We start from the raw sequence: 14,362 nt of genomic DNA, 5'->3' as shown, positions 1-14,362 counted from the left end.
TTAATATAAATAAGCTATACATACTTTTGTCGCTCAAGTATGTACAGCTTATCGTTTCATTACATATTTATTTTGATGTTTCTAATTTTAAAGGTATTTTAATTTCTTTATTTAGCTTTTTACCATCCATAAGTTTAATAATGGAATCTACTGAAGATTTACCCATTTTATCTGGTTGTTGGGCAACAGTCGCATCTAATTTACCATTTTTAATGGCTTTCATAGCATCTTCATTACCATCAAACCCTACGACAATTATATCTTTATCACCGATTGCTTCGATAGCACCTAATGCCATTTCATCATTATGTGCGAAAATCGCTTTTACATCTGGATGTGCTTGAATAATGTTTTGTGTCACATTCAATCCTTCTGCACGGTCGAATTTAGCGCTTTGTTTAGCAATTACATCTAATGATTTATCGGCAACTTCGTGGAATCCTTTACCACGTTCTCTTGTTGCACTTGCGCCTGGAACACCTTCTAATTCTGCGACTTTAGCATTTTTACTTAATTGATCTAAGATGAAATTACCACCCATTTTTCCACCTTCAACATTATCTGAAGCAATAAATGTAGCTACATCACCTTTATCTACAGATCTATCTAACGTTATCACTGGGATGCCTTCATTATTTGCAGACTGTACAGCACTTGAAATGGCACTTGAATCAGTTGGATTCACTACTAAATAGTCTACTTGTTGTTGAACTAAATCTTCAATGTCATTAGTTTGTTTTGCTGAATCATCCCTAGCATCTACAACTTTCACTTTCATGCCTTGTTTCTTAGCTTCTTTTTCAATTCCCTCTTTAATTGATACAAAGAATGGGTTATTTAACGTTGAAACACTGACACCAATTGTTACATCAGATTTTTTCTTGTTCGATTTCCCTTGATTATCTTTTTTCAATGGTGATTCTAGTGAACATGCACTCAAAAGTAATACAGCAGCTACTAAAAAGGTTATTATTTTCTTCATACTTTACGCCTCACTTTTAATTATTTTTTTCTATCTATTAAGACAGCTATTAATATAACGACACCTTTAACAACTTGCTGATAGAATGATGAAACTCCGAGTAAGTTCAGTCCATTGTTTAACACACCAATAATTAATACCCCTATCAACGTACCTACTATACGTCCTTTACCACCTGTTAAAGATGTACCACCTAACACAACAGCGGCAATTGCATCTAATTCATAAGATGTTCCTGCAGTCGGTTGAGCAGAGTTTAAACGTGATGTTAAAATGGCACCTGCTAATGCTGACATTAATCCAGAAATACCATAAATTAAAATCTTCACTCTATTTACTTTAATACCTGAAATTTTTGATGCGACTTCATTACCACCGATAGCATATGTATGTCTACCAAATGTTGTTTTTTGTAATATTATTGCCAATATGATAAATACGATAATCATCGTTACTGCTGGTACAGGTATTCCGAAGAAATATCCTTTTCCAAACAATTGAAATAAGTAGCTATCTCCTAAGTTTGTGATTGGATTACCATCAGTTACAACGAGCGTCAACCCTCTAAATATTGTCATTGTTGCCAATGTAGCAATAAATGGTGCCATGCTACCAAATGTCACTAACACACCATTCACAACACCTAATATGAATCCTCCAAGTACACCCACGATTAATGCAACGATTGGATCCATGCCACTTGTAATTAAAATTGCAGTAAATGCGCTTGATAATGCTAAAATTGATCCGACTGACAAGTCAATTCCGCCTGTTAATATAACAAATGTCATTCCAAATGCGATTAAACCATTGATTGAAACTTGTCTTAATAAGTTAAGTAAATTTGATAAATCTAAAAACGCTGAATTCATAATACTGATAACGACCACTAATAAGATCAGTCCTATAAATGGGATGATTTTTTCGACTAATGGTGTTTTAGCTGTGATTTGTTGCATGTAAATCCCCTCCTGTAGCTAATGTCATAATATTTTCTTCTGTAATACTTTCGTTCTCTACTTCCCCTTTGATACTTCCTTCTTGAACAACGATGACACGGTCACTCATCCCAATCACTTCCGGCAATTCTGAAGAAATCATGATGATGGATACGCCACGTTCGGTTAATTCGTTCATCAATTGATAAATTTCTCGTTTTGCACCTACATCTATACCTCTCGTTGGTTCATCTAAAATAAGTACTTGTGCACCTGTTCCTATCCATTTGGCTAACACTACTTTTTGTTGATTACCACCCGACAGAGATGAAACAAGCGCTTTACGGTTCGTCTTAATATTCAACCGTTTACTCATTTGATCTGCGAATGAATGTGATGCCTTTTCGTTAATAAAACCTTTATTGGAGAAACTTTTCAATGATGGTAATACCATATTATGTTCAATTGAAAAATCTAATAATAGCCCTTCATCTTTTCGATTTTCTGTAATTAAACCTATACCATATTTCATCGCATCTTCTGGCGATTTGATTTGTACTTGTTTTCCTTTAATTGAAATCTTCTTTTTACCTTTATCAATGCCAAATAGACTTCTCATAATTTCAGTACGTCCAGCTCCCATCAAGCCACTAAAACCTAATATTTCACCTTGTTTTAATTGGAAAGAAATATCTTTAATACCATGTTCATCATTATCGAGCGATTGAACATCCATAATCACTTCACCAGGTGTTACCGTTCTATTTGGAAATTGTTCTGTTAAATCCCTTCCAACCATCGACTTTACAATTTCATCATAGTTTGTATCTTTCGTATCTTTGTATAAGACTGTTTTACCATCTCTCATAACCGTTATTTCATCTGATATTTCAAATATTTCCGCCATTCTGTGTGAAATATATACAAACGACACACCTTGTTCTTGTAATGTTCGAATCAATTTAAACAATTGGCTAATTTCTTTATCAGTCAATGCTGCGGTTGGTTCATCCATAACGATTACTTTAGCATTTGTCATCAATGCTTTCGCAATTTCTATCATTTGCTGTTCACCTATAGAACATTTTCCAGCAACTTTATTTAATGAAATACTGAAATTAAGCTTATCAAATACTTTTTTAGCTTCTTGCTTCATTTTTTTCTCATTAATAATGCCAAATTTATTTTTTACTTCTTTTCCAATAAATAAGTTTTCAAGCACTGTTAACTCCGGCCAAATATTTAATTCTTGGTGAATGAATGTCATGCCCGCTTCTTCTGATTTTTGTACATCTTTAAAATCGATTGCTTGTTCTTGAAATGTAATTGTCCCTTTATCTCTCTCATGTATACCTACAAGTATTTTCATTAAAGTAGATTTACCGGCACCATTTTCTCCCATTAGCGCATGAACAGAAGCTTCTTTCAACGTGAAATCTACGCCTGTTAAAACTTTATTTTGTCCAAACGCTTTATGAATCCCTGTCATTTGTAACATATAACCCCTCCTTTAAAATAAAACATCGCTTTCTAAGATTACATTCGCAAATGGTGTAGCTTCTCCAGTTCTTATCACTGCAACTGTATCTTTCGTTAATGTTTTAAATGTCTCATGAGATACAAATGTTGTATCTATATTTTTGTCGATAAGCTTTTCATGAAGTACTTTATTATCAGATTTTATTTCTTCAGCTAATATCATTTTTTGAACCGCCATATGCTCAAGCACCACTTCGTAAACGCTTTCAAAACTTGGTACACCAAGCGTGAGCGCAAGATCAATCTTACGCACACCTTTAGGAATAGGTAATCCACAATCTGCAATGACGATACGATCTGTATGTCCTAAATCACTGAGTACCTTTGAAATTTCACTATTTAAAATACCTGTTTTATACATGCCATTCACCTTCAATATCTGTTAAATTAGGCATTCCGCCTTGCGCACCCATTCCCATCACTGAATAACTCGCCGCTAAGTTTGCGAATGCTAATGCTTTTTCTAATGAATAGGATTTCTGTAACCCAACAGCAAATGCGCCGTTAAATGTATCTCCTGCGCCAGTTGTGTCTTTCACTTCACGTTTATAACCTGGTACTTCTACTTTTTCTTTACCGTTATAATAGACCGCACCTTTGGATCCTAAAGTTACAATCAATTTATTCGGATACTGAATCAATGCTTGTTCAACATTGCCATTAAACATTTCTGCACTTTCTGTTTCATTAGGTGTTAAATAACTTACTTTCTCTATAACCGTTTGATCTACTTCTCTATACGGTGCTGGATTTAATATTGAAATCACATCATGAGCTGCACAATAATCAACGACATGTGTTACCGTTTCACCTGGTATTTCTTGTTGAAGTAATACGATATCACCTTTGTTTAATGTGCTTAAATATTTATCCACGTAAGAAACATTGACTTCATTATTCGCTGAAGGTACAACAATAATACTGTTATCCTCTTCAGCGAGCGTAATATGCGCCGTTCCAGAAGGTAAATGTGTAACGGGTTCCACACTGTCCACAATAACGTTATTACTTTTTAAATTTTCATGTATTTCTTTACCAAAGTCATCATTACCGATTCTACCGATCATATGTACTTGATCACCTAAACGTGCTGCTGCTACTGCTTGATTGGCACCTTTTCCCCCAGGTGTTGTAAAGAATGTCTCCCCTAATATCGTTTCTCCTTTACCTGGTCTCTTCGCTGCAGAAACAACTAAATCTATAGACATACTTCCGATTACTACTATTTTATTCATGTTTTACACTCCTCGTTGATTGTCTTTCTATTAAAGTCACATCTAAAATTTCATGATGTTCCCTCTTCTTACCTTCTAATTGTTTTATTAATTGTTGGCACGCTTTCTTACCAATTAAATACGCTGGTTGATGTATCGTTGTTAAACTTGGCGAATACATACTCGACAAAGGTATATCATCATAGCCTATGACTTGAATATCGTTTGGCACATTATAATTCAAGTTATAAAGCATACTCATAATTTGAAATGCCCCAACATCATTACTACAAATAATACTATCCAACTGATGTTCATCAATTAATTGATTTAACTTGTCTTCAGTCATTGTTAATTCGTTAGCAGTTATATATTTAATATGATGTTCTTCTAATGTATTCTTTGCACCTAACCATCTTTCTCTAAATGATTTATAACTTAACTCCTGTTCAAGGATTAACACCGATTGTGCATTACCTTTGATCACTGCTTGTGCTTGCAAATGCCCACCTTTAAGATGATTGGTTTCTACAAATTCATGGTCCTCATAAACACGGTCCAATAACACAAAAGGCATTTGATATGTCTTAAATGAATCAAATGTTTCTTTGCTTGAAAGTTGTGACGCAATAATCCCACTACAATTATGTACTTTAAATGTATTTAAGTATGCGAGCTCTTTTTCATCATTATTATCTCCGTTTCCTAAGATAATATGATACCCTTTCTCCATTGCTTCATCTTCTACACCACGTGCGACTACGGTAAAAAAAGGATTACTAATGTCAGGTAAAAGTAACCCTATCATTTTAGATTGTCGTTTATATAAAGTACGAGCTGTTTCATTTGGATGATAATTTAACGCTTTAATTGCTTTATCAATTTTATCTTGTGTTTCTTGTTTAACATATCCACTTTTGTTCAATGCGCGAGATACAGTAGCAACAGAAACACCAGCATATTGAGCGACTTGTTTAATCGTTGCCATATTTCAACTTCCTTTTATGTAACCGTTTACACAAAAGGATATCACGGTTTTATTATAAATACAATATTAATCTAAAAAATATTTCCGTTCTTCTTCAGTTGGCAATTTACAACGGGTATTTGAAGGAATTCGATGTCTTATACGAGCAAATCCTCCATAAAAAATATCTCTCAAGGATTTTGGAATAAAGGAAATCATCATAGATAACCATCGATAACCTGGGACATGCTTAAGTAAATGAATCACTGCATCCGATTGTGTCAGAGTCATTGGACCATCAACAACAATAATAGAATCAATGTTCCTTAATCTAGGTTCAGTATTAATCAGCCTTTCACCATATTTACCACTTAATTGTGCAAATTGAAAATGAGTTGGGATATTGTGATGAATCAACCATTTCACTGCTTTATTACAATATCCACATGTTCCATCATAATAAATAATTGGCATTTATATCTCCCCATTTCTAAATTTAAAATAACACGATAAGAATTCAAATTAAAGAAAGATTGGGTAGTTTTGGAGGACAAACACTTTGGCGATGCCTATATATACCTGCTAACGGGATTATTTCCTAAAACTATCTCGTTAGCCATGATCAATGTTGCTTGTAAGCCCTCACTTGCAATGTTCAGACGCTCAATGTTGCTTGTCGACTCTCACTTACAATGTTCAGACGCTCAATGTTGCTTGTCGACCTCCACTTGCAATGTTCAGCATTTTTTGCGATGACTCCTGCGGGAAAAGCATGATTCGAAGACTACAGGCTGAGAACATGCCCGCGGAAAGCATGCGCAAAAAAATAAAGCTGGGACATAATGTAATGTCTCAGCTTCATTTAGTAACTTGGCAGTAGATGACTGAGTTAAAAATGCGCTTGTATCAAGCTTTTTTAACTCTAGTCATCCTTGCCGGGGCGGGACTACGAAATCTTTTTTATATAAATAAGATTTCTGTTCCGCTCCCATTTTAATCCTGGGATATTTATCCTAGACTTTATATATAAATATTTTTTTTATAACATTAAGCTTCTTTAAATTTACGATATTCTTCATCATTAATTTTAATAATTTTAAATCCAATATAACCAAATATCACTGAAATGATAGGCACAGTATAATTAAACACTGCATATATACCATATTCTAAAACATTTACATTAAGTGTTTGGGCTATAAATACACCACACGTATTCCATAAGAAGAACACTGACGTTACTGTTCCACCATCTTCTAACGCACGTGAAAGATTTTTCGGGTGCAATCGTCTATTTAAGAAAGTATTAATATACATTCTTGAAGGAACAACGATGGATATGTATTGTTCTGAACATGATGCATTTGTACCGATACATGACACGATAACCGAAGCGATGAGTCCACCTGTACCTTTAGCAATTTTTAATATTTGAGTAATAATGGCTTTTAACATGCCTGAATATTCAAGGATGCCACCAAATGTCATTGCGACTATTGTCATAGAAATCGTATAGAACATGGATTCTAACCCACCTCTATTAAATAGTTCCTTTACTAATGCATTATCACTATTCATCTGATAACCTGTTTGTAAAGCTTGAACGCTATCATGCAAGCTACCACCTTGAACGAATATTTGTGATAGAAATCCTAATACGATACCTACCACTAATGCTGGTATAGCTGGTACTTTTAACGCTACCAATATAATAACGATAACTGGTATAAGTAACAGCCACGGACTAATCACAAATTTATCTAACATCTCTGCATTAATATTATCTATCTTTCCTTGATTCATATTATCTACAGAAAACTGTCTTCCTAAAACAAAAAATACAATTAAAGAAATAATCACTGCCGGCACTGTCGTGTAAAACATATGTTTAATATGTTCAAATAAGTCTGTCCCAGTTAAACCAGCTGCTAAGTTTGTCGTATCTGATAGTGGACTCATTTTATCTCCGAAATATGATCCTGAAATAATTGCACCTGCTATCATACCTGCTGGGATATCCATACTTAAACCAATACCCATACCTGCCACGCCAACGGTTGCCATTGTTGACCAACTACTACCAATGGCCAATGAAACAATGGCACATATAACTGTAATCGTGACTAAAAATAATGACGGTGTGATTAGCTGTAATCCATAATAGATCATTGTAGCGACAACACCACCACCGATCCAAGCACCAATAATTAATCCTACTAATATGATAATCACAATTGCAGGTAACGCTAACTTAATACCTTTGTACATCATTTCCTCAATTTCTTTCCAACTGTAGCCATGATAATATGCAACAATCGCAGCAAATGCTGTACCGATCATTAATGGAATATGAGGTGCTTGTTCCAATACAACAACTGTAAATAACATACTCACAATCATAAATAAAAACGGGACAATCGCCCATATGAAACGTATTTCCTTCTTAGATGTTAATTCATTTCCCATAGTGAAGACCCCCTTATTAAATTAAAGCGCTTACATTTTGTAGTTTAAAAATCTACAATATCACCATTATATAAGAGTGAGACAAAAATTTTAATTCCCAATTTAAATTTCTGTCTCACACTTATTTTAATTTCAATTAATCCTCTTCCAGCATGTATAAAACATCTTCCATAACTTCATTGAATTCTTTTCTATATTCATCATTAAAACGTAATATGACTGCTCTTTCATCCGATTTTAAACGATTTTTTAATATGTATTTTTTCTCAAATAATCTCTTAATCGCACGCGCTGATTTATTTTGTTTAATATACCCTCTTTCAATTGCATCTTTAAGATGAACTTCTTTTACCTCAATTAACTTCATTAAGAAGAAGAATTCATGCTTCTTTAGACCATACTTATGTTCAATAACTAAAAAGATGTTATCAATTTTATTTTGATAGTCAAAGAATTCTGAACAAGCTGAAATCACTTCCGAATAAGATTTAGTCACCATGTAATTAACCTCCTAATTTTTAGTTATTTAGATTATCTCAAAATAATTTTAACACAAAATTAAATAACATCAATATGGAATTTAAATATATATCTGACATTTAATGTATTTCTTGATATTTTATTATCAACTGCTATGTAGAAACCTATGAATTCAATTATTTTCGTTATCATTTCTATTAAAAAAAGATTATAACCTGTGTTGTTATAATCAAATTTCTTCTAAACATTTCGTTTATTTAAGTTTATATTATCCATTTTTTTACTTCTTAAACACAAAAAAATGCTGAGACACAGTCCCAGCATTTCATAAATTTATGATCCAACATGTAACACACGACAATGTTTTAAAAATTGGTGTGAATATTGTTCTTTAATGTCTTCTATTGATCCATAACATAAGCCAATCATTCTCCATTTAGGATTATGTTTATAGAATGAATCTTTCTCCAAACTCCATTTAACCATCTTACCTTCATGATTATATCTTGGTAATGTCATTTCATGTCCTTCTAATACATCTAAGAATAATTGGAATATTTCAGGATCAATTCTTTCAAATTGATCAATGACTAACCATTCTCTTTCTGAACTTGTAATATGCCCAGTGATAAATCCTTCACGATAATAAAGTGCACCACTTTCATTTGGCAAATATCTACCATATAACATTTCTTCTGAAAAATCAGGATGCCCCACTGCATAAATACCTTTAGCAAGTTCTCTTTCAACGTAATGTTTTGCTTTTTTTAATCCTTCTTCTTTGTTGTCACAAAGCATAAGAATAATCGGTTTATCTTTTTTATGCTCTATTTCTTGTTCTCTCGGTACTGACATTTCATATTGAGGACTTGATGGTTGCTCATATGTCCCATTACTCATTTCCATCATAGCGTCATATTGTGCTTTTGTTAAATTAGCTATAGATTGTTTCGCATTATCTTGTAAGAAGTATAATTTTTTTAATGTTTGATGTCTATTTAATTCCCCAACATTTACTGGATTAATATCACTGTTATATTTAACCGTGATGCAAGTTGAATCCGTACGTCCTGGTTGTGGTGGTAACTTATGAATACTGTCAGTCACTTCACCTATACCAATAATAGATTGATTGGCATTTTTACTTAAGAATACAAGTTGGTCCCCGATCTCTAATTGCGTATAGTATGTATACCCATTTCTTTTAATACCATTTAATGTATGTGTAAATATTGTGTAGGTCTCTTCTTCTTCAAATTGTATTTCTTCAGTTAATAAGAAGTACCTTGGGATTTTTATTGCTCCTTGTCCTAATCCAACAATCAAATCAAATTCTTCTTTTGATATACGATTAAACAATTGTTCAGATATTTGATTGATTCTCGGTTCTAGCTGTTCACTTCTCTTTAAATAATCAACAGAGAGCATCGTTAATGACGATTCAAATTTAAAGTGAATGCTTACTTTCTGATTCCCACCTGATTGAACATGGACAATTTCTCCATAGCCTAGTAATCCAACTTGATTTTGAACTTGATAATAAATAACTTTATCTCCAGGTTTGGCTGTTTTAAATGCATGAAATCCTTGTGTAGGATTGAAACTTGCACCTGATTCAAATACTGCGATTTGACCTTCTAATGGTTCCGTATGATTCCATCTATTATACCCACAATTTAACCAAAAGTAGTTTCTTTCTTCAGACATATGTATACTCCTTAATATCTATAATTATCGATAGTTGTCTATTTTTATATACGTGATTTAATATGTTTATTCTTTTTAACTCATAAACTTTACATTAACTTTAAAATAACCTTTTAATATTAACATTGTATAAGACATTAACACTTGTGTCTATGTTTACACAAATAAAAAACCGGGACTTTATAAGGTCCCGGTTTAATCTGAATTAATGTATATAGTTATAACTTGATACTTGTGATGCAGAGACCGTTCTATATGTTAATACGCCCGGTGCTGCTGAGAAGTTCATTTCAGAAACAAGGATACTTCCATTTGAGTTAATACGTTCAACAAATGAAACATGACCGTAATAACCAACAGATGATTGTAGGATAGAACCAACAGATGGCGTATGATTCACTCTATATCCATCTTTAGCTGCTGCACTTGCCCAGTTATTGGCATTCCACCAATATGTACTGATTGGTTTCCCTACTGCTTGTCGACGATTAAATACATGCCAAGTACATTGACCCCAATCATATAAATTTTGATGATTGAATGTAGGAGACGTATAGCCACCGCCTGTATTAGTTGCAGTGCCTGTACTACCAGTACTAGATGCAGTACCACTTACTTTTAATTTTTGTCCCGGATAAATAATGAAGTTAGATAACCCATTTAATGACATGATTTTTTGATAAGTTGTACCATATTTTGCTGCAATAATTGATAATGAATCGCCCGATTTAACAGTGTATGTTGAAGTACTTGTTGATGTACTTGGTGTACTGTTATTAGTTGTCGTGCTTCCCGTACTTGCTGTACCGTTCACCTTTAATCTTTGACCAGGATATATAATCGTATTACGCATACCATTTAAAGACATAATCTTTTGATACGTTGTACCATATTTCCCCGCAATAATAGAAAGTGAATCACCCGATTTAACTGTATAATATGTTGTTGATGACGTTGAAGTTGAAGTAGATCCCGTATTCGTACTAGTCGAACCAGATGAGCCAGGTAATTGTAATACTTGATTTGGAAAAATAACGTTTGAACTTAAATTATTCAAACTCTTAATTTTCGAAATCGATGTATTATGTTTGTCAGCAATTAACCATAATGAATCTCCACTTTTAACTTTATACGTTGCTGCTTCAGCTTGTTGTGAAGATACAGCTACTGCTACAGAAGCGCCAACAAACGCTGCTATTGTCTTTTTCTTCAATTTAGTTACCCCCATCTTGTTTACAGTAATTGTAATATATGAATTCTTATTAATTATACACTGTATTCTCAGGAGTTTATATTACAGTTTCATTTCATTTTGAATATATTGATTTTTCAATTTATACATAACTAATAATGACTTCAAGTTGGCCATTGATGTGATTATCTAAGTCATCAGAAGTTAATATTAAATGGTCTCCTTTAGACACTTGATTAATATTACCATCCGTGATGATTTCACCCGAACCATCAATAACACTCACCAAGCAGTAATCTCTTGGTTTTCTGAAATTAAACGTGCCTTCAATTTGCCATTTTGTCACTGTGAAATATTCACTTTCAATAAGTAACAAACCTTTTTGCTCATCATTGTCTATTCTTTTAGATGGTACATTTGGACTTTGAGCACCAACTGTGATGACATCAATACTCTTATCAATATGTAATTCGCGTTTGTTACCATCTTTATCTGTACGATCATAATCATAGATTCTATACGTTGTGTCTGAATTTTGCTGCGTTTCAAGAATCATAATTCCTTTACCAATAGCATGTACAGTACCTGCTGGAACGTAGAAGAAATCACCTTTTTCTACTTTTACGCTTTTAAATAAATGGTTCCAATCTTCATTTTCAATATACGATTTTAATTGTTCTTTCGTATTTGCATATGTACCATAAATAATTTCTGCATCTTCAATTGCATCAATCACATACCAACATTCAGTTTTACCATATTCGCCGTTTTCTACTTCATATGCATATGCATCATTTGGATGCACTTGTACTGATAATTTATCATTTGCATCTAAAATTTTTGTAAGCAATGGAAACTTTTTTTCTGATGGATTCCCAAAAATTTCTGGATGAAGTGACCATACTTGATCCAACGTTTGTCCTTTGTATGGACCATTAATGATTTCACTTGGTCCATTCACATGTGCTGATATCCCCCAACACTCCCCTATATTCCCGTCAGGAAGATGATAGCCCATTTGTTCTAATTGTCGTCCACCCCAAATACGTTCTTTAAAAACTGGTTTTAATAATAACGGAGACATTTAATCATCCTTTTCTTTTAATAATTCCCTTTTGTTTAGATCTATTTTTACAAATTATTTTAAATTTATTCCACTCGTGATTGTACCATATTGACGTTAATTAATGTAATAGTAATTCTATTCATCATAAATACGATTCACTTATTATAGAGGATTATTTATGGTAATAAATATCTCCACCTGGACCAAGTGGTAACCCTAATAAGAACCATAAAATCATAAATAGTGGCCACACAATGGATAATACTATTGAATACGGCATTAAACTTGAAATTAATGTCCCTAACTTCATGTTTTTATCATACTTTTGAGCATATGATAGTAACAATGGTAAGTATGGCATCATAGGCGTAATTGGATTTGTGATCGAGTCACCAATTCTGTATACCATTTGTGTAAATGCTGGATGATAACCTAACAACATAAACATAGGAATGAATATCGGTGCCAATATTGCCCATTTCGCAGAGGCACTACCAATAAGTAAATTAATAATACTACTCAGAATAATAAATCCTATAATTAAAACAATTCCATTTTGACCTTGTAATAACTCTGCACCTTTAACCGAAATCACGACACCTAAGTTACTCCATTCCAAGTAAGCTAATAATTGTGCAGCAAAGAATACAATGACGATAAAGCTTCCCATCGTGGACATCGATTCCGTAAGCATTCTACCTAAATCTTTCGTGTTAGCAATTTTACCTGAAAGGATACCGTAAACAAATCCTGGAACAAAGAACACAACAAGAATGATCATCCCAACACCATCCATTAGAGGTGCATTTTCAATTAAACTCCCCGTCTTTGGATTCCTTAGCCATCCATTTTCAGGTATACATAAAGCTAATAATATGAGAATCACAACACCGATACTTATATTCGCATATTTTAAAGCTCTGCTTTCCTTTGAGCTAATTTCTTCTGAATCTTGTTCATTATTGAGTTGATGTTCACCCTGATATGTACCGAGGCGTGGAATAACAATTTTCATACTTACAAAATAAATCGCTGGTAATAAAACAACTGTAGATGCAGCAATAAAATACCAATTCATTGCTACGTTCATATGTATATCTTTATCAATAATTTCAGCAGCAGGTTTCGTGAATGCATAAACAAGTGCATCACTCATACCTAAAGTTACATTAGCCGCGAATGCACCTAATGCCGAAGCATATGCCATAGCAAGACCTGCTATTGGATGATAACCCAACTTAATAAATACAAGCGCAGTTAATGGAGGTAGTACTACTGGTGCAGCGTCTCCAGCTGAGTTACCGATAATACCAACAAAAATAATAATCGGAACAATGATTTTTCTAGGTGCTTTCTGAACAACTAATATCATCAACTTATCAAAATAACCCGTTTTTTCAGCAACACCAATCCCTAACATAACTGCTAATACTAATCCTAAAGCAGGGAACTCTGAAAAGTTAGTAATCGATTCACTTATAATCTTACTAAAACCTTCTCTTGATATAAGATTCGTTACTTCAATCGTTTTTCCCGATCCTGGATTTTTAACTTTAATATCAAATAATGAAATAAACCATGAAAGTACAATTAAACCTGCACATAAAAAGAAGAACAAAATACTTGGGTCAGGTAAACGATTACCTACCTTTTCAATCAGATTCAAAAACCTGTTTACGAGCGAAACTTTTTGTCTAGTTTGATTCATATAATCATTCTCCTCTCATATCCAAATTAAAAACATTATATCAAAGATTCTGTATATTTTGAAGTTTCTGATAAATTAATACAATAATATTATAAAATGTATT

13 protein-coding genes are annotated in these 14,362 nt (G+C 33.2%); all 13 read right to left on the bottom strand.

Annotated features, from left to right (window positions below; all coding sequences use genetic code 11):
• Positions 1–67: 67 nt before the first annotated feature.
• The 13 genes from P3U32_RS03215 to P3U32_RS03155 all read right to left on the bottom strand — a co-directional run bounded on the left by P3U32_RS03215 (position 68) and on the right by P3U32_RS03155 (position 14,259).
• Positions 68–982 (bottom strand): D-ribose ABC transporter substrate-binding protein, encoded by a 915-nt coding sequence (locus P3U32_RS03215; protein ID WP_323704176.1) that lies wholly within the window; start codon positions 980–982, stop codon positions 68–70.
• Between the two features lie 20 nt (positions 983–1,002).
• A complete protein-coding gene (locus P3U32_RS03210; RefSeq protein WP_323704174.1) occupies positions 1,003–1,941 on the bottom strand; it encodes an ABC transporter permease subunit in 939 nt (312 codons plus the stop codon).
• Positions 1,922–3,418, bottom strand: a complete 1,497-nt coding sequence (locus P3U32_RS03205; protein ID WP_323704172.1) for a sugar ABC transporter ATP-binding protein — start codon at positions 3,416–3,418, stop codon at positions 1,922–1,924. Before P3U32_RS03205 ends, P3U32_RS03210 begins: the two co-directional genes overlap by 20 nt.
• 12 nt (positions 3,419–3,430) lie before the next feature.
• Positions 3,431–3,820: a D-ribose pyranase gene (gene rbsD, locus P3U32_RS03200; RefSeq protein ID WP_323704171.1), complete on the bottom strand. Its 390-nt coding sequence runs from the start codon at positions 3,818–3,820 to the stop codon at positions 3,431–3,433.
• Positions 3,813–4,694, bottom strand: a complete 882-nt coding sequence (rbsK, locus tag P3U32_RS03195) for a ribokinase (protein WP_323704170.1) — start codon at positions 4,692–4,694, stop codon at positions 3,813–3,815. The genes rbsD and rbsK overlap by 8 nt, the downstream gene beginning before the upstream one ends.
• Positions 4,687–5,661, bottom strand: a complete 975-nt coding sequence (locus P3U32_RS03190) for a LacI family DNA-binding transcriptional regulator (RefSeq protein WP_323704168.1) — start codon at positions 5,659–5,661, stop codon at positions 4,687–4,689. Before P3U32_RS03190 ends, rbsK begins: the two co-directional genes overlap by 8 nt.
• Positions 5,662–5,727: 66 nt before the next feature.
• The gene (locus tag P3U32_RS03185; protein ID WP_323704166.1) at positions 5,728–6,114 is read right to left on the bottom strand and encodes a thiol-disulfide oxidoreductase DCC family protein; all 387 of its coding nucleotides are present in this window, start codon (positions 6,112–6,114) and stop codon (positions 5,728–5,730) included.
• 573 nt (positions 6,115–6,687) lie between these two features.
• The gene (nhaC, locus tag P3U32_RS03180) at positions 6,688–8,106 is read right to left on the bottom strand and encodes a Na+/H+ antiporter NhaC (RefSeq protein WP_323704165.1); all 1,419 of its coding nucleotides are present in this window, start codon (positions 8,104–8,106) and stop codon (positions 6,688–6,690) included.
• Positions 8,107–8,242: 136 nt separating this feature from the next.
• Positions 8,243–8,605, bottom strand: coding sequence for a transcriptional regulator, SarA/Rot family (locus P3U32_RS03175; protein ID WP_323704163.1), 363 nt, complete (start codon positions 8,603–8,605; stop codon positions 8,243–8,245).
• Between the two features lie 314 nt (positions 8,606–8,919).
• Positions 8,920–10,293 carry an EVE domain-containing protein gene (locus P3U32_RS03170; protein WP_323704162.1) on the bottom strand — a complete coding sequence of 458 codons (1,374 nt, stop codon included), beginning with the start codon at positions 10,291–10,293 and terminating at the stop codon, positions 8,920–8,922.
• Positions 10,294–10,498: 205 nt separating this feature from the next.
• Positions 10,499–11,506 (bottom strand): LysM peptidoglycan-binding domain-containing protein, encoded by a 1,008-nt coding sequence (locus P3U32_RS03165; protein WP_323704161.1) that lies wholly within the window; start codon positions 11,504–11,506, stop codon positions 10,499–10,501.
• Positions 11,507–11,627: 121 nt separating this feature from the next.
• The gene (gene manA, locus P3U32_RS03160; protein ID WP_323704160.1) at positions 11,628–12,569 is read right to left on the bottom strand and encodes a mannose-6-phosphate isomerase, class I; all 942 of its coding nucleotides are present in this window, start codon (positions 12,567–12,569) and stop codon (positions 11,628–11,630) included.
• Positions 12,570–12,723: 154 nt separating this feature from the next.
• Complete coding sequence (locus P3U32_RS03155) at positions 12,724–14,259, bottom strand: AbgT family transporter (protein WP_323704158.1); 1,536 nt, start codon at positions 14,257–14,259, stop codon at positions 12,724–12,726.
• Positions 14,260–14,362: the final 103 nt, after the last annotated feature.

This window comes from Mammaliicoccus sp. Dog046 (genome assembly GCF_034039665.1).
Taxonomy (GTDB): domain Bacteria; phylum Bacillota; class Bacilli; order Staphylococcales; family Staphylococcaceae; genus Mammaliicoccus.
Note: the sequence above shows the minus strand (reverse complement) of the source record. Positions and strands in the feature narration are given on the sequence as shown.

Excerpts from the sequence above, each read along its gene's own strand:
- P3U32_RS03215 (WP_323704176.1), bottom strand. The coding sequence starts at position 982 with ATGAAGAAAATAATAACCTTTTTAGTAGCTGCTGTATTACTTTTGAGT.
- P3U32_RS03210 (WP_323704174.1), bottom strand. The coding sequence starts at position 1,941 with ATGCAACAAATCACAGCTAAAACACCATTAGTCGAAAAAATCATCCCA.
- P3U32_RS03205 (WP_323704172.1), bottom strand. The coding sequence starts at position 3,418 with ATGTTACAAATGACAGGGATTCATAAAGCGTTTGGACAAAATAAAGTT.
- rbsD (WP_323704171.1), bottom strand. The coding sequence starts at position 3,820 with ATGTATAAAACAGGTATTTTAAATAGTGAAATTTCAAAGGTACTCAGT.
- rbsK (WP_323704170.1), bottom strand. The coding sequence starts at position 4,694 with ATGAATAAAATAGTAGTAATCGGAAGTATGTCTATAGATTTAGTTGTT.
- P3U32_RS03190 (WP_323704168.1), bottom strand. The coding sequence starts at position 5,661 with ATGGCAACGATTAAACAAGTCGCTCAATATGCTGGTGTTTCTGTTGCT.
- P3U32_RS03185 (WP_323704166.1), bottom strand. The coding sequence starts at position 6,114 with ATGCCAATTATTTATTATGATGGAACATGTGGATATTGTAATAAAGCA.
- nhaC (WP_323704165.1), bottom strand. The coding sequence starts at position 8,106 with ATGGGAAATGAATTAACATCTAAGAAGGAAATACGTTTCATATGGGCG.
- P3U32_RS03175 (WP_323704163.1), bottom strand. The coding sequence starts at position 8,605 with ATGGTGACTAAATCTTATTCGGAAGTGATTTCAGCTTGTTCAGAATTC.
- P3U32_RS03170 (WP_323704162.1), bottom strand. The coding sequence starts at position 10,293 with ATGTCTGAAGAAAGAAACTACTTTTGGTTAAATTGTGGGTATAATAGA.
- manA (WP_323704160.1), bottom strand. The coding sequence starts at position 12,569 with ATGTCTCCGTTATTATTAAAACCAGTTTTTAAAGAACGTATTTGGGGT.
- P3U32_RS03155 (WP_323704158.1), bottom strand. The coding sequence starts at position 14,259 with ATGAATCAAACTAGACAAAAAGTTTCGCTCGTAAACAGGTTTTTGAAT.